This window comes from Dyella sp. 01N448 (assembly GCF_056399225.1).
This window is the reverse complement of the sequence record NZ_JBFTQX010000006.1, coordinates 293,602-310,812: the sequence shown is the minus strand read 5'-3', so window position 1 is coordinate 310,812 and position 17,211 is coordinate 293,602. Positions and strand designations below refer to the sequence as shown.

The following is a 17,211-nucleotide window of genomic DNA, read 5'->3' as shown; positions in this document are numbered from 1 at the left end:
GCAACCAGGTAACGAAGCTCTGGCGGCGAGCGTTGGCATTGAATCCACGCTCGCCGCACATATCTCCCGCTTCATAAGTGACGAGCTCCCCGGCCCGTCACACAGCTAGGAAACATCATGAGCGAAAAATTCGACGTCATCGTCATCGGCGCCGGCCCGGCCGGCTATGTGGCCGCGATCCGCGCCGCGCAGCTGGGCCTGAAGACCGCGTGTATCGACGCGTTTGTCGGCAAGGACGGCAAGCAGGCTCTCGGCGGCACCTGCCTCAACGTGGGCTGCATCCCGTCCAAGGCGCTGCTCGATTCGTCCAAGCAGTACTACAACATCGCGCACAACCTGCCGGTGCACGGCATCACGGTGGAAGGCGCCAAGGTTGACCTGGGCACCTTCATCGGCCGCAAGGACAAGATCGTCAAGCAGTTCACCGGCGGCATCGGCCAGCTGTTCAAGGCCAACAAGGTCACGCCGTTCTTCGGCACCGGCAAGCTGCTCAAGGGCAACGACGTCGAAATCACCGGCAACGACGGTTCCAAGCAGACCATCAGCGCCACCAACGTGATCCTCGCTTCGGGCTCCGTGCCGATCGAGCTGCCGTTCGCCAAGTTCGACAACAAGTTCATCGTCGACAACGCCGGCGCACTGGATTTCACCGAAGTGCCCAAGCGCCTGGGCGTGATCGGCGCCGGCGTGATCGGCCTGGAACTGGGCAGCGTGTGGAAGCGCCTGGGTTCGGACGTGACCGTGCTCGAAGCGCTGCCGGACTTCCTCAGCGTGGCCGACGCGGACATCGCCAAGATCGCCTTCAAGGAATTCGGCAAGCTGGGCCTGAACATCAAGCTCGGCGCCAAGCTCACCAAGGCCGAGATCAAGGGCAACGAAGTCGCCCTGACCTATGAAGACAAGGACGGCGCGCACGAGCTCACCGTCGACAAGCTGCTGGTCGCCGTGGGCCGCCGCGCCTACACCGACGGCCTGCTGGCCGCCGACACGGGCGTGAAGCTGGACGAGCGCGGCCGCATCGTGGTCGACGAGCACAACCACACCGGCGTGAACGGCGTGTGGGCCATCGGCGACGCCGTGCGCGGCCCGATGCTCGCGCACAAGGGTTCCGAGGAAGGCGTGGCCGTGGCCGAGTGGATCGCCGGCAAGGCTGGCCACATCAACCTCGACACCGTGCCGTGGGTGATCTATACCGAGCCGGAAATCGCCTGGGCCGGCAAGACCGAGAAGCAGCTGAAGGACGAAGGCATCCCGTACAAGGTGGGTACCTTCCCGTTCGCCGCCATCGGCCGCGCCGTGGCCATGAACGAGGCCATCGGCCAGGTGAAGATGCTGGCTCATGCCGAGACGGATCGCATCCTGGGCGTGCACATGGTCGGCCCGGGCGTGTCCGAGCTGATCGCCGAGTGCGTGGTCGCGATGGAGTTCAAGGGCTCCTCCGAAGACCTGGCCCGCATCGTCCACGCGCATCCGACGCTCTCGGAAGCCGTGCACGAGGCCGCCCTGTCGGTCGACAAGCGCGCCATCCACAAGGGCAACTGAGGACACCGCGCCGCGCCTTCACGGCAGGCGACACGGAATCCGCGGCCCGCTCGTGGCAACATGAGCGGGCCGTTTTGTTTTTTCCGTCATTCCGGCGCAGGCCGGAATCCAGGAGCCGCAACGCACGGTTATCGCGAAAAAGGGCCGACCAACGGCTACGCGACAACCCAACATTGCCGCCACTGGATTCCGGCCTGCGCCGGAATGACGAATTTATTCCCACAGGTTCGTCGATCCCCATGCCCCAACCCACCGCCCTTTGCGTCTACTGCGGCTCCAGCAGCGGCAGTCACCCTGAATACGTCGAACAGGCCCGTGCCTTCGGTACGGAAATGGCCCGCCGCGGCATCGCGCTGGTCTATGGCGGCGGCAAAGTCGGCCTGATGGGCACCGTGGCCGACGCGGTACTGGCCGCCGACGGCAAGGTAATCGGCGTCATTCCGCGCCAGCTGGTCGATCTGGAAGTGGCCCACGTCGGCCTCAGCGAGCTGGTAGTCGTAGACACCATGCATCAGCGCAAGACGCGCATGTTCGAGTTGTCCGATGCCTTTGTCGCCCTGCCCGGCGGCTACGGCACCATGGACGAGATGTTCGAAATGCTGACCTGGGCCCAGCTGGGCCTGCACCGCTATCCCTGCGCCTTCTACGACGTACGCGGCTACTACACACAGCTGCGCGCCATGATGGATCACATGGTGACCGAACGATTCGTGCGCCCCGAGCAGCGCGAAAGTGTATGGTTCGGACAGGACATGGCGCAGCTGTTCGACTGGCTGGACAGCTACGAGGGCGTCCACACGCCCAAATGGATCGACCGCAGCAGCGTCAAAGCCTGACCCCGGCACGACGCCTTTTAAGGATTGGCCATGAGTACACCCAGCGCCTTTCGCGCCTTCCGTATCCATAACGATGACGCCGGCTATCGCGGCGGCATCGAAACCCTCGCCGCCGATGCGCTGAGCCCCGGCGAAGTGCTGGTGCAGGTCGCTTATTCGTCGATCAATTTCAAGGACGCCTTGGCCGGCACCGGCAAGGGCAAAATCCTCCGCCAGTACCCGCTCAATGGCGGCATCGACGTGTCGGGCACCGTCGTCGCCTCGACCGACCCGGCCTTCAAGGAAGGCGATGCCGTGCTTTGCACCGGCAGTGGCCTGTCCGAAACGCGCGATGGCGGTTATGGCGAATACATCCGCCTGCCCTCGGCGTGGACCATCCACCTGCCCAAGGGTTTGAGCCTGCGCGACAGCATGATCATCGGTACGGCCGGCTTTACCGCCGCGCTTGCCCTGCTGCGCATGGAAGACAACCGCCAGACGCCTGCGTTGGGCCCGCTCGCCGTCACCGGCGCCAGCGGCGGCGTGGGCATGCTGGCCATCGATATCTTCACGCGCGCCGGCTACGCTGTGCATGCGATCAGCGGCAAGGCGTCCCATTTCGACTTCCTGCGCGACCTCGGCGCGGCCGAGTGCATCGATCGCCACCAGCTCGTTTTCAGCGGCAAGCCGATGGATTCGGCGCGCTTCGGTGGCGCGCTCGACAACGTCGGCGGCGCCATGCTGGCCGGCCTGCTGCCGTTGATCGCGCCCTACGGCAACGTCGCCATTTGCGGCAATGCCGGCGGCATCGGCTTCGAAAGCACGGTAATGCCCTTCATCATCCGTGGCGCCAGCCTGCTGGGCATTGCCTCCGCCGGCACGGCGCGCGACCTGCGCGACCGCGTCTGGGAACGGCTGTCCAGCGACTGGAAACCGCAACATCTTGAGCGCATCGCCACGCGCGAAGTCACTTTGGAGCAGTTGCCCGACGCATTTCCCCGCATGCTTGCGGGCGATTCGTTTGGGCGTACCGTAGTACGCGTAGGTAGCGCAAGCTGAGCTTACGCTCAGCTTGGAAGCTCTGCCTCAGCGTCATAGAATCCAACGAAACAACAAGGGGAATTCCACCTTATGGCACGCATCCTGATCGTCGACGATTCGCCGTCGCAGCTGTTGGGCATCAAGCGCATCGTCGAAAAGCTCGGGCATGAAGCGCTGACCGCCGAGGACGGCGCCGCCGGTGTGGAGGCTGCCCGGCGCGAGCGCCCCGACCTGATCCTGATGGACGTGGTGATGCCCAACCTCAACGGCTTCCAGGCCACGCGCACCATCAGCAAGGATCCGGACACCCAGCACATCCCGGTCGTGCTGGTGACCACCAAGGATCAGGAAACGGACAAGGTGTGGGGTCTGCGCCAGGGTGCGAAGGCCTATGTGACCAAGCCGATCCGTGAGGAAGAGCTGGTGAGCACGCTGAAGGAACTGCTGCCGGCGTAAGCGACGCGGCTGGCTTCATGAAAAACGGCGCCCTCGGGCGCCGTTTTTCGTTGGATCGCTGGGGCTCAATGCCGCGGATCGTAATCGCCAAACTCCTCACGCAAGGCTTCGTACGCCTTCTTCTGCGCATCAGTGTCCGCCAGCGGTGCACGTATCGACAACTCCACCAGCTGATCGCCGGGGTGCGCGCCGGGAAGGCCGCGCCCTTTCAGGCGCAATTTGCGACCCGATTGCGAGCCTGCCGGAATGCGCAGATCCACCGTGCCGGCCAGCGTCGGCACCGGCACCGTGGCGCCCAACGCGGCTTCCCAAGGCGCAATCGGCAGCACGTGCAGCACGTTTCGGCCGTCCAGACGGAAGCGGCCATCGTCGCGTATGCCCACTTCCAGCAGCAGGTCGCCGTTGGATGCGCCACCCGAACCACTATGGCCCTGCCCAGCCAAACGTATCACCTGACCTGGTTGGATGCCTGCTGGAATCTTTACTTCCAATACGCGCTCGCCACCGCTGCCATCCTGCAGCGCCAGGCGCGTGCGACCGCCGTCAAAAGCGGTCTGCAGATCGATCTGCACATGCGCATGCACATCGCCGCCACGACGCGCGCGTGGCGCGCCGCGCGGACCGGGGCCAGCTCCGCCGCGTCCGCCAAACAGGCTTTCGAAAAAGTCGCTGAAGTCGCCGCCGCCGTCGCCGCCGAAATCGAAGCCGTGGTTCTGGTTCCAGCCCGGCGGCGGCCGGAACTGTTCGCCGCCGCGGTAGCCGCCAGCGCGCAGCTCATCGTAGGCACGACGTTTTTCCGTGTCGCGCAGCACTTCGTTGGCTTCGTTGATTGCCTTGAATTTCTCTTCCGCTCCCGCGTCTTTGTTCTTGTCGGGGTGAAACTTCCTGGCCAGCTTGCGATAGGCAGTCTTGATCTCTGCCTCGGTCGCTTCCGGCTTCACGCCCAAGATGTCGTAATAATCTTTGAATTCCACTGCCACTCCCCGGCAATTCAGCCGCCCAGACTCACGGGCGGAACGCTCGATCTGCACCCATCGGCCGGCACCCTTCGCCCGGCTCGCATGGGTCACGCATGGCGAGGCCCCGCCTGCGTCGCTATGGTCGACCACATGGGTGCGAAAACGGCGTGATTCAAGGCGACAAGCCGGCCCCATGGCGCTAGCATCGCCTCCTTCCCCATCATCACAGGCACTCTGCCATGAGCATCCAGGTCGGCGACACCCTGCCCGACGTCGAGATCCGCGTCGTCCACGATGGCATCGAACCCGCCCAGACAGGCGCCTTGTTCGCGGACCGGAAGGTCGTGCTGTTTGCCGTACCGGGCGCCTTCACGCCCACCTGCTCCAACAAGCATCTGCCAGGCTATGTGAAGCATTTCGCCGAGTTCCAGCAGCGCGGCGTGGAAGTGATGTGCCTGGCCGTGAATGACGCCTACGTGATGCAAGCCTGGGCCGCCTCGCAGAACGTGCCGGCAGGCATGTGGATGCTCGCAGACGGCAACGGTGCGTTTACCAAGGCGCTCGGGCTCGAACTCGATGGCAGCGGTTACGGCATGGGCCTGCGCGCGCGACGTTTCGCACTGTATGCCGAGAACGGCGTGGTGAAGCAGCTGCAGGTCGAAGCGCCCGGTGAATTCCGCGTTTCCACCGCGGAAGCCATGTTGGAAGCGCTGGGCTGATAACGGCGCCGCTGGTGCGGCGTCCCAGGCGTTGAACATCCGCTGCACTGTTTCTTGTCGTGACGGCGAGTAACGTTGGACCCTTCAGTTCCCATCAAAGCGGAGCCACGCCATGTCCAGCCGAGTTCAGCGCATTCCCGGACCCGATCATCCGATCGAGGTGACGCCGAGCAAAGACCACGTCGTCGTGCGCGTGGCAGATCGCGTCGTTGCCGATACGCGACGTTCGCTGAGCCTGCAGGAAGCGAACTATCCTGTAGTGCACTACATCCCGCGCGAGGATGTGGACATGTCCCTGCTCGAACGCACGGAACACAACACCTATTGCCCGTACAAGGGCGACGCTTCCTACTTCAGCATTCCCTCCGCAGGCGACCGCGGCACGAACGCGGTTTGGACGTATGAACATCCGTATGACTCGGTGACGCCGATCAAGGATTACGTGGCGTTCTACGGCACGCGTGTGGATGCGGTCGAAGTGACGCCGGGCTAACCAGGCAAAAAAAACCCGGCCGTAGCCGGGTTTTTTTCACCAAGCGAGCAAGGCTCACTCGCCGTCGGCAGGTGCTTCCGGAGCGGCATCGATCGGGCCTTCTTCGCCCTCGACTTCGCCGTTTTCCACTTCCGCATCGAGACGCACGACGCTCACCAGCTTCTCGTCGGACGGCAGGCGGATCAGCGTGACGCCCTGGGTGTTGCGACCCAGCTGCGAGACTTCCGCCACGCGGGTACGCACCAGCGTGCCCTGGTCGGAAATCAGCATCAGCTCGTGCGCTTCGCTGGCCTGGATGGCAGCGACCAGATTGCCGTTGCGCTCGGAGCACTGGATGCCGATGACGCCCTGGGTGCCGCGGCCCTTCTTCGGGAACTCGTCAAGCGTGGTGCGCTTGCCGTAGCCACGCTCGGTCGCGGTGAGGATATCGCCCTCGGCGGCAACGATCAGCGAGACCACTTCGGCGCCTTCGCCAAGCTTGATGCCACGCACGCCGGTGGCCGTCCGGCCCATCGAGCGCACTTCGGATTCATCGAAGCGTACCGTCTTGCCGTTCGACGCAAACAGCAGCACATCGCTGTTGCCGCCGGTGAGCGCGACGTTGACCAGCGCATCGCTCTCGTCGAGGTTGATGGCGATCTTGCCCTTCTGCAGTTGGAACGCGAACTCGGTCAGCGGCGTCTTCTTCACCGTGCCCTGCTTAGTGGCGAAGAACACGAACTGGTCTTCGGTGTATTCACGCACCGGCAGCACCGCCTGCACCTTCTCGCCCGGACCCAGCGGCAGCAGGTTCACCATCGGCTTGCCGCGCGCGTTCGGGCCGGACTCCGGCAGCTGATACACATTGAGCCAGTAGACGCGACCGCTGCTGGTGAAGGTGAGCAGCGTGTCATGGGTGTTGACCACCCACAGCTGCTCGACGAAATCCTCGTCCTTCAGCGCAGAGGCCGAACGACCCTTGCCGCCACGGCGCTGCGCGCGATACGTGCTGGCCGGCTGGCGCTTCACGTAACCGGTGTGCGACAGCGTGACCACCACGTCTTCCGGCGCGATCAGGTCGAGGACGTTGAGGTCTTCCTGCGAATGCTGGATCTCGGTGCGACGCTTGTCGCCGAACTCTTCCTTCACTGCTTCAAGTTCATCGCGGATCACGGTGAGCAGACGCGCCGGGTCTTCCAGGATTTCGATCAGACCACGAATGGTCTCCAGCACCTGGCGGTACTCGTCGGACAGCTTTTCCTGCTCCAGGCCGGTGAGGCGATGCAGGCGCATGGCGAGGATTTCCTGCGCCTGCACTTCGGACAGCTGATAACCCTCGGCCTTGAGACCTTCGCGCGGATCCATGTCCTCCGGACGCGAGGCTTCAGCACCGGCCGCTTCCAGAAGCGTGGCGACCATGCCCGGCTGCCACTTGCGCGCCAGCATGCGCTCGCGCGCTTCGGCCGGCGAGGCGGATGTGCGGATCAACTCGATCATCTCGTCGATATTGGCCAGCGCAACCGTCAGGCCTTCGAGGATGTGCGCACGGGCGCGAGCCTTGCGCAGATCGAAGATGGTACGACGCGTCACCACTTCACGGCGGTGGCGAATGAAGGCCTCGAGAATGTCCTTGAGGTTCAACAGGCGCGGTTGGCCGTCCAGAAGCGCGACCATGTTGATGCCGAACGTAACCTGCAGCTGCGTCTGCTGGAACAAGTTGTTGAGCACCACGTCGCCCATCGAATCGCGACGGATCTCGATGACCACGCGCATGCCGTCCTTGTCGGACTCATCGCGCAGTTCGCTGATGCCTTCGAGCTTCTTTTCCTTGACCAGCTCGGCGATCTTTTCGATCAGGCGAGCCTTGTTCACCTGATACGGCAGCTCGTGGATGATGATCGTTTCGCGGCCGTTCGACTCGGTTTCGATCTCGGCGCGTGCGCGCACCAGGATGCGGCCGCGACCGGTGCGGTACGCCTCGACGATGCCCGACGAACCGTTGATGATGCCGGCGGTCGGGAAATCCGGACCGGGGATGTAATGCATCAAATCGTCGATCGACAGCGTGGGCTCGTCGATCAGCGCGATGGTGGCCGACACCACCTCGGTGAGGTTGTGCGGCGGCACGTTGGTGGCCATGCCCACGGCGATACCGGCCGAGCCGTTGATCAGCAGGTTCGGCACGCGGGTGGGCAACACCAGCGGTTCGTGTTCGCTTTCGTCGTAGTTGGGACCGAAGTCGACAGTGTCCTTGTCGATGTCGGCGAGCAGCTCCTGCGTGAGGCGCGACATGCGCACCTCGGTGTATCGCATCGCTGCCGCGTTGTCGCCGTCGACCGAACCGAAGTTACCCTGGCCGTCGACCAGCATGTAGCGCAGCGAAAACGGCTGGGCCATGCGCACGATCGCGTCGTACACCGACGAGTCGCCATGCGGATGGTATTTACCGATCACGTCACCGACCACGCGGGCCGATTTCTTATAGGGCTTGTTCCATGCATTGCCCAGTTCGTTCATGGCGAACAGAACGCGGCGATGGACCGGCTTCAGACCATCGCGGACATCGGGAAGGGCGCGTCCCACGATCACGCTCATGGCGTAATCGAGGTAGCTCTGACGCATCTCGTCTTCGATATTGACGCGAATGACTTCTTTGGCGAGTTCTGCCATCAATCGGCTTCCATGATGAAGGTAGAGGGCCCCGGCGCGCTCCCCCAGGAACTAGGCGCGGGCTGCCTTGAGATAACCCGTGAAGTGTACCACGTTTGACGCGGGATTCACAGTATTTTCACTATATGGATCAATGGCTTACGCGGACGTTTTGGCGCCCTTGAAAAGCATCAGGCGCGCTGTCGAAAAATTGAACACGGCAGCCACGAAAGAACCGCCCGCGGTGGCGATGGCAGGCCAGCGGTGCAGCATCGGAAAGCCCATCAAAAGCGCGGCATAGGTGCCGTAATTGACCAGGGCGCCCACGCCCATCAGGGCCATCCAGTGCAGCCATTCGGAGAACAGCCCGCGCCCGCTTTCGCTGTGCTTGAAGGTCTGCCGGCGATTCCACAGCCACGTTGCGGTGGCCGCCAACGGAATGGAGACCAGACGCGCGTAATACGGATTCCAGCCATTCCAGCTCACCAGAGCCTGGGCGAGGCCGGCGTCAACGATGAAGCCGATGACGCCACCGATGGTGAAAAGGAAGAATTGCCGGGATAGCTTCATCGACCAAACAGCGCCTGCATGGCGATGGTGGTCGGACGCTCGATCACGCCGCGCTCGGTGACGATGGCATCGATGAGCTCGGCCGGCGTCACGTCGAATACCGGATTCCACGCATCGGCGCCTTCCACCACCGTGCGGCGGCCGGCCACCGCCAACAGCTCCGCCGAATCGCGCAGTTCGATCTCGATGTCGTCACCCGACGCGGTCGCCATATCGACCGTCGACGACGGCGCCACCACCATGAACTTCACGCCGTGATGGCGTGCCGCGATAGCGAGCTGGTAGGTGCCGATCTTGTTGGCGGTGTCGCCATTGGCGGCAATGCGATCGGCCCCAACAATCACCCATTGCACCGCACCCGAACGCATCAGATGCGACGCGGCGGAGTCGGCGATCAGCTTGGCGGGAATGCCGTCGCGCACCAGCTCCCACATGGTCAGGCGCGCGCCCTGCTGCCACGGTCGCGTTTCGCCCGCAAACACTTGCTCGATGCGACCGCCAGCCACGCCTGCGCGGATGACGCCCAGCGCCGTGCCGAAACCGGACGTCGCCAGCGAGCCGGTATTGCAGTGCGTGAGCACGCCCGAATGCGGCGCGATCAAGGCCGCACCCAGTTCGCCCATATGGCGATTGGCGGCGAGGTCCTCGTCCTGGATGGCCTGGGCTTCGCGTTCGAGTGCGGCAGCATCGGCGCCCGCGGCGATGCGCGACTTCATCCGATCCAGCGCCCACATCAGGTTGACCGCGGTGGGACGGGCTGCGCGCAGCATGGCCAGCGCCGGTTCCAGCGGTTGACCCTGCTTGGCCGCCAGCACCACACCCCACGCCGCCGCGATGCCGATCGCCGGCGCACCGCGCACAGCCAGGTCCTTGATGGCCTGGGTGACATCGGCGGCGTTGGCGCAGTCGATCCAGCGTTCTTCCTGCGGCAGCAGGCGCTGATCAAGCAAACGGAGATGGTCACCCTGCCACTGCACGGCACGGATGCGGTCGTAACGGTCGTAATCCATAAAGCAAAAACCCAGCGATGAAAACGAAAGTCGGCGGCGCGTCAGCGCGCCAGCCGGGAGATCAGGGGCCGTCGGGCATGACGAGCCAGAGAATGAGATAAGCCACGATGCCCGAGCCACCCAGGAAGGTGAGCACGATCCACAGCACGCGTACCAGGGTCGGATCCCAGCCGAGGTACTCGGCGATACCGCCGCAGACGCCGGCGATTTTGCGGTCCGTCAGTGATCGATGCAGGCGCTTTTCCATGACTGTGCCCTGTGGTTGCGGTGGATGAAACTCAGTTTCTCGTACTGAGCCACTGATGGATAGCCGGCGGCACTTCGCGCTGCGCGCGTCCCGACACATAGATGCCGATATGGCCGCCCTTGAAGGCGATCTGCGTGTAGTCGGTGCTGCCCACATGCTGCTGCAGTGCGCGCGATGCATCCGGCGGCACGAGGTGATCCTGCTCGGCGAAAATATTCAGCACGGGGTGCGTGATCATGCCCAAGTCCACCGGCTTGCCGCCGATGATCAGGTCGCCCTTGATCAGCTTGTTCTGCTGATAGAAGTCCTTGATGAATTCGCGGAACGCTTCGCCCGCCTGGTCCGGCGAATCGAAGATCCAGCGTTCCATGCGCAGGAAATTCTGCAGCTCCTTGGGGTTGTCGAGGATGTCGACCAGGCCCACGTATTTCTGCTGATTCAAGCGCACGGGCTTCAACGTGAGATACACCCAGTTGAGCAGTTCGGCGGGAATATTGCCCATGGTGTCGACAAACAAATCGACGTCCATCTGCTGCGACCAGCTCGACAGCATATTGTCCGGCGTCTGGAAATCGACCGGCGTCACCATGGTGATCAGGTTCTTGACCTTCTCGCCGTGCGTGGCGGTGTAGCACAGCGAGAATGTGCCGCCCTGGCAGATGCCGAGCAGGTTGATCGCGTCCACGCCCGCGTGCTTGCTCACGGCATCCACGCAACGGTCGAGATATCCGTTGATGTAGTCGTCGAGTCCCAGCCAGCGGTCGGCGGCATCGGGATAGCCCCAGTCGAGCAGGTAGATGTCTTCACCCTGTTCGAGCAGGTTGCGCACCATCGAACGATCGTCCTGCAGGTCGGTCATCCACACGGTGTTGACCAGGGCATAGACGATCAGCGTCGGCGTCTTCGCCGTCGGCTTGCCCTGCCCCTTCATGTGCCACACCGAGAGTTTGTCCTCGCGGTACACCAGCTCGCGCGGCGTATTGGCGTATTCGGGCTCGAGCTGGCGCTTGAGATGCTCCATGCCCGCAGCCAGCTTGCGCTGGAAAGCGGTGATTTCGCCCATCAGCGCGGCCGGATCGAGGCGTAGCGGTGGTTGCATAAATAGTCCTTACTTGCGCGTGCGCTTGACGCCGCGCGCAACGGTCTTGCGGGCGGCCACGGCAGATGATTTCTTCGAGCCGCTGACGTCGATGCTTTCGGTGGCCCGCTTGGTGCCGCGCGACGGCGCCTTCTTCTCGACCGGCTTGACGGTCTCTTGCTTGGTCGCCAGCTGGCGCTTGAGCGCTGCCACTTCGGCGCGAAGGCTCGTCAATTCATCCTCGCGCTGCGGTGCACGGCCTTCACGCAATTCGCGACGAAGCTCATGCAGGCGCTTGCCGAGCGCGGTGACCTCGCTGCGCGTCGGCATACCCATCTCGCGGCACAAGGCATCGAGCTGTTGTTGCTGCAACTGGCGCACGCGGCCCTGTGCATTGACCATCTCGCCATAGGCATGGCGGAATTCTTCCGACAGCGCGATCTGCGCGTAGGCCTCTTCGGCCGCATCCACCCACAGATCGTAGAGCGCCTTGAGCGATTCGATCTGCTTGGGCGACTCGGCCAACCCGGCCAGCTTGGACTGCAGGCGTTCAAAACCTTCCGTATTGGCGCGCTGGATCAGGGCCTGGTACTTGCCGGCCCATTCAGCGTAATCCTGCATGGCCGTCGCCAGCGCCTGATGCATGCGCTGGCGTTCGCGCGTGTAGCCAAAGGCGGCCATATGCTCGACGTCGAACTTCATGCCGCCAAAGCTCGGCGGGTTGGTTTGCATCCAGCCCTGCCACATCTGCGCGAAGCTCTTGGCGGCCTCGCTGTCGATGCTGGCAAAAGCATGCGCAAACGGCTGACCGCCCAGCGAAGAAAAGAGCTGCTGCAAGGACTGCTGCCAATCGGCGGGCCCCTGCCCAAGGCCACTGCTCGCGGCGCCTTGCAACCAGTCGCCATAACCCTTGAGCGCGGCCATGCTGCGCGCCATCAAGTCGTCGCCGGCGCCCATCGATCCGAACGGCGAGGCTCCTGCACCGAATGGCGCCGAAGCGGTCGGCTGCTGCAGATAGCGTGTCCAGGCTTCCCAGGATTGCTGCGCCATCGCCTGGTAGTCCTTCAGAAAGTCATTCGCCGGGTCGGCCATGCCCACGTCCTCTTCATGCTCAAGCCATCGTAGCAAAAGCCTGTTGCGACGGACGCAAAAAGCGCATTAGTTCGGGCCCAAACTCGAGCGCATCGCAGCGCACCATCAGCGGGCAGTCATGCAGGGCCCAAGAGCCTGTTGACGCTCTCCGCATGGCCCGCGCCGGGAGCTGTTTGCGCTCAGGGCAAGGAAGAGCGAAGGAGTGTACGTCCGTACACGACTGAGTGATGACGCCGACCTGTGTGCAAACAGACCCGGCCCGGGCCATGCGGAGAGCGTCAACAGGCTCTAAAGCAAAAGCCCGGCTTTCGCCGGGCTTCTGTTGGTACCTTGGATCGACGACTTAGGCGTTGGTGCCTTCGTCCTCGGTCACGGCCTTCATGGACAGGCGGATACGGCCCTGCTTGTCCACTTCGAGCACCTTGACCTTGACGATGTCGCCTTCCTTGAGCTTGTCGGAGACCTTTTCCACGCGCTCGCTGGAGATCTGCGAGACGTGCACCAGGCCGTCCTTGCCCGGCATGATGGTCACGAACGCGCCGAAGTCCATCAGCTTGGCAACCTTGCCTTCGTAGATGCGGCCCGGCTCGACGTCGGAGACGATCTGCTCGATGCGCGCCTTGGCGGCGTTGGCGGCTTCGCGGTTGACCGAGGCGATGATCACGGTGCCGTCATCGCTGATGTCGATGGTGGTGCCGGTCTCTTCGGTGATCGAGCGGATGGTCGCGCCACCCTTGCCGATCACTTCGCGGATCTTGTCCGGATGGATCTTGATGGTGAGCAGGCGCGGGGCATACTCGCTCATCTCGGTGCGGGCGGTGCTGATCACCTTGGCCATTTCGCCGAGGATGTGCAGACGACCACGCTTGGCCTGTTCCAGCGCCACCTTCATGATCTCTTCGGTGATGCCGTCGATCTTGATGTCCATCTGCAGCGCGGAGATGCCATCGGCGCTACCGGCCACCTTGAAGTCCATGTCGCCGAGGTGATCTTCGTCACCCAGGATGTCCGACAGCACGACGAAGTCGCTGCCTTCCTTGACCAGACCCATGGCGATACCGGCGACCGGCGACTTCAGCGGAACGCCCGCGTCCATCATGGCCAGCGACGAACCGCACACCGAAGCCATCGACGAGGAACCGTTGGATTCGGTGATTTCCGAAACCACGCGCACCACGTACGGGAACTCTTCGATGCTCGGCTTGACGGCCTGCACGCCGCGCTTGGCGAGGCGGCCGTGGCCGATTTCGCGACGCTTCGGCGCGCCGAAGCGACCGGCTTCACCGACCGAGAACGGCGGGAAGTTGTAATGGAACAGGAACGGATCCTTCGACTCGCCTTCCGGCGCATCGATGATCTGCGCATCGCGGGTGGTGCCCAGCGTGGTCACGACCAGCGCCTGGGTTTCGCCGCGGGTGAACAGTGCCGAACCATGGGTGCGCGGCAGCACGCCGACACGAATGGAGATCGGGCGGACGTCGTCCAGGTTGCGACCGTCGATGCGGATCTTCGTCTTGAGGACGCCGTCGCGCATGGTGCGGTACTCGAGCTCGGCGAACTCCTTCGACAGCTCGGCCTTGTCCCAGCCCTGGGCTTCGACATCACCAGCCAGCGAAGCGAGCACGTCGCTCTTGATGGCGGCGATGGCGTCGCGGCGCTGCAGCTTGTCGCGCACCTGGAAGGCGGCTTCGAGCTGGTTGCCGACGGCGCCGGTGAGGGCGGCGATCAGCGACTCGTTGCGGGCCGGAGCGGACCATGCCATGGACGGACGAGCCGCCTCGGTGGCCAGCTCGGCGATGGCGCGGACGGCCACCTGCAGCTGCTGGTGACCGAACACCACGGCGCCGAGCATCACTTCCTCGGACAGCAGCTTGGCTTCCGATTCCACCATCAGCACGGCGTTGGCCGTACCGGCGACGACCAGGTCAAGCTCGGAGGTCTTCAGCTCGGTGGCGGTCGGGTTCAGCAGGTACTTGCCGTTGGCGTAACCGACGCGGGCAGCGCCGATCGGACCCTTGAACGGGATGCCGGCGAGGCTCAGCGCCGCGGAGGCGCCCAGCATGGCCGGGATGTCGCCGTCGACTTCCGGGTTCAGCGAAACGACCTGTGCGATGACCTGCACTTCGTTCTTGAACTCTTCCGGGAACAGCGGGCGCACCGGACGATCGATCAGACGCGAGGTCAGCGTCTCTTTCTCGGTCGGGCGGCCTTCGCGCTTGAAGAAGCCACCCGGGATACGGCCCGCGGAGTAGAACTTCTCGACGTAGTCGACGGTGAGCGGGAAGAAATCCTGCCCTTCCTTCGCCTTGGCATTGGCCACCACGGTGACCAGCACAACCGTGCCGCCCATGCTGACCATGACGGCACCCGAAGCCTGGCGGGCGATTTCGCCCGTCTCCAGTGTGACTTCGTGATTACCGAACTGGAATGACTTGGTTACTTTCGCCACTGTCTTTTCCTGAATTGGGAAGTGCGGCCAGAGTTGGCCGCTTTTTGATCTTCGCGATCACGAATGAACGCGAACACCAACACTTAGCGACGGAGGCCGAGGCGCTCGATGAGGCCCTGGTAACGAGCCAGGTCACGATCCTTCAGGTAGGCAAGCAGACGCTTGCGCTGGTTGACCAGCTTCAGCAGGCCACGGCGGGAATGGTGATCCTGCTTGTGCTCTTTGAAGTGGCCGGTGAGGTGGTCGATGCGAGCCGACAGCAGGGCGACCTGCACTTCCGGCGAACCCGTATCGTTCGGCACGCGGCCGAAGTCAGCGATGATTTTGCCGGTCTGTTCAGCGGTAAGGGACATTGGTATCTCTTCCTAAAAAAGCGGTGCGAAGCTTGCGCAACATCACGTGGGTGACGTTGCGCAAGCTTCGCCTAGATGAATGAAAAGTCTGGAACAAGCTCCGTATTGTAGCGACCGGAGCCCTATGACAACAAGACCGTCATAGTCAGTGCTTATGTTTGCCATCTGCGGGCAGGTTAAAACCCCGCACGATGCACAGTTTTCCGCCCACCGCCTCGCTCAGGGCAAGCAGGCGACCGTCGTCGGCGAATACGGCATGCCGACCGGCCAGGGCCGGATCCACCGGAATCTGCTGGCCCTGTGAGACAGCCAGGCTGCGCTCGGCGTCCAGGTGCATGGCGGGCAGATCGGCCAGGGCCGCGGAAACCGGCAGCAAGAGCGGCAGCAGCGCATCGTCCCCCTGCTCCAGCGCCGCCTGCAGCTGCTCCACCGTCACCATGGCCGGCTCCCGGAACGGTTCGACCCACAGCCGGCGCAACGCCGTCAGATGGGCGCCGCAGCCCAGGTCCTCGCCCAGGTCGACGGCCAGACTGCGCACATAGGTCCCCGAGCCGCATTCCACGTAAAGCGTGAGGCTGTCGTGGGTACGCGACACCACCTCCAGCCGGTAGACCTCAACCTCGCGCGAGGGCACATCCACGGCCTCGCCGCGACGCGCCTTCACGTACAGCGGCTCGCCGTCGAGCTTGATGGCTGAATAGATGGGCGGCACCTGGGTGATACGTCCGCGCAGCTTGGCCAGCGAGGCTTCGATAGCGTCGTCGGTGAGCGCGGGCACCGGCCGCTCCAGCACGATCTCGCCTTCAAGATCCGCAGTCGAGGTGGTGGCGCCCAGCCGGCACTCGGCCAGATAGGCCTTGCGCGAGCCCAGCAGCATGCCGGCCAGCTTGGTCGCCTCGCCGAAGCACAGCGGCAACAGGCCGGTGGCCAGCGGATCGAGCGCGCCGGTGTGGCCGCCCTTTTCCGCCCGGAAAATACCTTTGCGGACCAGCTGCAGGGCCGCGTTGGAGCTCAACTCCAGCGGCTTGTCCAACAGCACGATGCCGTGCAGGTCGCGAAATCGAATCTTCCGCTTCATGGAAGTTTTACTCATGGAGCCTGTTCTGCATCTGGCATGTGCGCCGCCTATACCCTCACCGTCGTTCCGGCGCAGGCCGCAATGAAGTGGGGAAGAGACGAATGTCGAGGCGAGATAGGAAGCCGACGCTCAGCCCTTCTCGCCTTCGCCCTCGCCTTCCTCATCGGCAGCCGGCATGCGTGCAGCTTCCTGCCGCAACAGGCTCTCGATGCGCTCGCCCTTGTCGACCGAATCGTCGTACTTGAAACGCAGCTCAGGCACGCGACGCAGGCGCATCGAGCGCGACAGCTCGCGGCGGAATTCCACCGCCAGCTCCTTCAGCGCCTTCATGGCTTCAACGGAACGCTCCGGCTGCAAGGCCGTGATCCACACCGTGGCCCAGTCGAGATCGCGGGTGACTTCCACGTCCGACACGCTCATCAACGGCAGGCCGTGGTCGCGCACGGCGGCATGGACCAGCAGGCCCAGTTCGCGGCGCAGTTCGGCGCCGACGCGGTCGGTACGTTTGAAATCGCGTGAGGGCATGACGCACTCCTAGGTGTTTGCGTTCATCCGTGAACGCGAAGGTCAAAAAGCGGCCGTCCCTGGCCGCACTCATCCATTTAGAGCACGCCAGCACGGCGTGTCCTGAAAAACAAAGCGAGCGATGTGGTCATCCACACCGCCCGCCTCAATACCACC

At 63.7% G+C, this 17,211-nt stretch carries 17 protein-coding genes; 6 read left to right on the top strand and 11 right to left on the bottom strand.

All coding sequences use genetic code 11. The features are described 5' to 3' along the window. Positions 1–117: 117 nt before the first annotated feature. The 4 genes from lpdA (at position 118) to pilH (ending at position 3,854) form a co-directional block, all read left to right on the top strand. Complete coding sequence (gene lpdA, locus AC1DKY_RS13450; protein ID WP_441604088.1) at positions 118–1,542, top strand: dihydrolipoyl dehydrogenase; 1,425 nt, start codon at positions 118–120, stop codon at positions 1,540–1,542. Between the two features lie 239 nt (positions 1,543–1,781). Then, positions 1,782–2,378 (top strand): LOG family protein, encoded by a 597-nt coding sequence (locus tag AC1DKY_RS13445; RefSeq protein ID WP_441604087.1) that lies wholly within the window; start codon positions 1,782–1,784, stop codon positions 2,376–2,378. A 30-nt stretch (positions 2,379–2,408) separates the two neighbouring features. After that, positions 2,409–3,416 carry an oxidoreductase gene (locus AC1DKY_RS13440; protein ID WP_441604086.1) on the top strand — a complete coding sequence of 336 codons (1,008 nt, stop codon included), beginning with the start codon at positions 2,409–2,411 and terminating at the stop codon, positions 3,414–3,416. A 72-nt stretch (positions 3,417–3,488) separates the two neighbouring features. Beyond that, positions 3,489–3,854 carry a twitching motility response regulator PilH gene (gene pilH, locus AC1DKY_RS13435; RefSeq protein WP_121880941.1) on the top strand — a complete coding sequence of 122 codons (366 nt, stop codon included), beginning with the start codon at positions 3,489–3,491 and terminating at the stop codon, positions 3,852–3,854. 65 nt (positions 3,855–3,919) lie between these two features. Here pilH and AC1DKY_RS13430 read toward each other — a convergent pair whose 3' ends face one another. Beyond that, positions 3,920–4,828 carry a DnaJ C-terminal domain-containing protein gene (locus AC1DKY_RS13430; protein WP_441604085.1) on the bottom strand — a complete coding sequence of 303 codons (909 nt, stop codon included), beginning with the start codon at positions 4,826–4,828 and terminating at the stop codon, positions 3,920–3,922. Between the two features lie 224 nt (positions 4,829–5,052). On the opposite strand from AC1DKY_RS13430, the gene AC1DKY_RS13425 reads away from it, so the two are divergent. Beyond that, positions 5,053–5,532, top strand: coding sequence for a peroxiredoxin (locus AC1DKY_RS13425; protein ID WP_441604084.1), 480 nt, complete (start codon positions 5,053–5,055; stop codon positions 5,530–5,532). Between the two features lie 112 nt (positions 5,533–5,644). Next, positions 5,645–6,025, top strand: a complete 381-nt coding sequence (locus AC1DKY_RS13420; protein WP_441604083.1) for a DUF427 domain-containing protein — start codon at positions 5,645–5,647, stop codon at positions 6,023–6,025. A 54-nt stretch (positions 6,026–6,079) separates the two neighbouring features. Here the strand turns inward: AC1DKY_RS13420 and gyrA are convergent, their stop codons facing one another. The 10 genes from gyrA to rbfA form a co-directional block, all read right to left on the bottom strand. Continuing rightward, entirely contained in the window at positions 6,080–8,674 is a 2,595-nt protein-coding gene (gyrA, locus tag AC1DKY_RS13415) for a DNA gyrase subunit A (RefSeq protein ID WP_441604082.1), read from the bottom strand. A gap of 138 nt (positions 8,675–8,812) precedes the next feature. Beyond that, entirely contained in the window at positions 8,813–9,223 is a 411-nt protein-coding gene (locus AC1DKY_RS13410) for a GtrA family protein (protein ID WP_441604081.1), read from the bottom strand. Continuing rightward, the gene (gene mtnA, locus AC1DKY_RS13405; protein ID WP_441604080.1) at positions 9,220–10,233 is read right to left on the bottom strand and encodes an S-methyl-5-thioribose-1-phosphate isomerase; all 1,014 of its coding nucleotides are present in this window, start codon (positions 10,231–10,233) and stop codon (positions 9,220–9,222) included. Before mtnA ends, AC1DKY_RS13410 begins: the two co-directional genes overlap by 4 nt. 61 nt (positions 10,234–10,294) lie before the next feature. Next, positions 10,295–10,480 (bottom strand): PspC domain-containing protein, encoded by a 186-nt coding sequence (locus tag AC1DKY_RS13400; RefSeq protein WP_121880953.1) that lies wholly within the window; start codon positions 10,478–10,480, stop codon positions 10,295–10,297. A 31-nt stretch (positions 10,481–10,511) separates the two neighbouring features. After that, a complete protein-coding gene (gene phaC, locus AC1DKY_RS13395; protein ID WP_441604079.1) occupies positions 10,512–11,579 on the bottom strand; it encodes a class III poly(R)-hydroxyalkanoic acid synthase subunit PhaC in 1,068 nt (355 codons plus the stop codon). Between the two features lie 9 nt (positions 11,580–11,588). Then, complete coding sequence (locus tag AC1DKY_RS13390) at positions 11,589–12,650, bottom strand: poly(R)-hydroxyalkanoic acid synthase subunit PhaE (RefSeq protein WP_441604078.1); 1,062 nt, start codon at positions 12,648–12,650, stop codon at positions 11,589–11,591. A 343-nt stretch (positions 12,651–12,993) separates the two neighbouring features. Beyond that, positions 12,994–15,099, bottom strand: coding sequence for a polyribonucleotide nucleotidyltransferase (gene pnp, locus AC1DKY_RS13385; protein ID WP_441604077.1), 2,106 nt, complete (start codon positions 15,097–15,099; stop codon positions 12,994–12,996). Positions 15,100–15,182: 83 nt separating this feature from the next. Next, positions 15,183–15,452, bottom strand: coding sequence for a 30S ribosomal protein S15 (rpsO, locus tag AC1DKY_RS13380; protein WP_102304155.1), 270 nt, complete (start codon positions 15,450–15,452; stop codon positions 15,183–15,185). A 145-nt stretch (positions 15,453–15,597) separates the two neighbouring features. Further along, complete coding sequence (gene truB / locus AC1DKY_RS13375; protein ID WP_441604076.1) at positions 15,598–16,530, bottom strand: tRNA pseudouridine(55) synthase TruB; 933 nt, start codon at positions 16,528–16,530, stop codon at positions 15,598–15,600. 129 nt (positions 16,531–16,659) lie between these two features. Next, complete coding sequence (gene rbfA, locus AC1DKY_RS13370; RefSeq protein ID WP_441604075.1) at positions 16,660–17,055, bottom strand: 30S ribosome-binding factor RbfA; 396 nt, start codon at positions 17,053–17,055, stop codon at positions 16,660–16,662. Between the last annotated feature and the right edge of the window lie 156 nt (positions 17,056–17,211).

Coding starts and splice junctions, on each gene's coding strand:
- phaC (WP_441604079.1), bottom strand. CDS start 11,579: ATGCAACCACCGCTACGCCTCGATCCGGCCGCGCTGATGGGCGAAATC.
- AC1DKY_RS13410 (WP_441604081.1), bottom strand. CDS start 9,223: ATGAAGCTATCCCGGCAATTCTTCCTTTTCACCATCGGTGGCGTCATC.
- gyrA (WP_441604082.1), bottom strand. CDS start 8,674: ATGGCAGAACTCGCCAAAGAAGTCATTCGCGTCAATATCGAAGACGAG.
- AC1DKY_RS13420 (WP_441604083.1), top strand. CDS start 5,645: ATGTCCAGCCGAGTTCAGCGCATTCCCGGACCCGATCATCCGATCGAG.
- pilH (WP_121880941.1), top strand. CDS start 3,489: ATGGCACGCATCCTGATCGTCGACGATTCGCCGTCGCAGCTGTTGGGC.
- rpsO (WP_102304155.1), bottom strand. CDS start 15,452: ATGTCCCTTACCGCTGAACAGACCGGCAAAATCATCGCTGACTTCGGC.
- rbfA (WP_441604075.1), bottom strand. CDS start 17,055: ATGCCCTCACGCGATTTCAAACGTACCGACCGCGTCGGCGCCGAACTG.
- AC1DKY_RS13440 (WP_441604086.1), top strand. CDS start 2,409: ATGAGTACACCCAGCGCCTTTCGCGCCTTCCGTATCCATAACGATGAC.
- truB (WP_441604076.1), bottom strand. CDS start 16,530: ATGAAGCGGAAGATTCGATTTCGCGACCTGCACGGCATCGTGCTGTTG.
- lpdA (WP_441604088.1), top strand. CDS start 118: ATGAGCGAAAAATTCGACGTCATCGTCATCGGCGCCGGCCCGGCCGGC.
- mtnA (WP_441604080.1), bottom strand. CDS start 10,233: ATGGATTACGACCGTTACGACCGCATCCGTGCCGTGCAGTGGCAGGGT.
- AC1DKY_RS13445 (WP_441604087.1), top strand. CDS start 1,782: ATGCCCCAACCCACCGCCCTTTGCGTCTACTGCGGCTCCAGCAGCGGC.
- AC1DKY_RS13390 (WP_441604078.1), bottom strand. CDS start 12,650: ATGGCCGACCCGGCGAATGACTTTCTGAAGGACTACCAGGCGATGGCG.
- AC1DKY_RS13400 (WP_121880953.1), bottom strand. CDS start 10,480: ATGGAAAAGCGCCTGCATCGATCACTGACGGACCGCAAAATCGCCGGC.
- AC1DKY_RS13425 (WP_441604084.1), top strand. CDS start 5,053: ATGAGCATCCAGGTCGGCGACACCCTGCCCGACGTCGAGATCCGCGTC.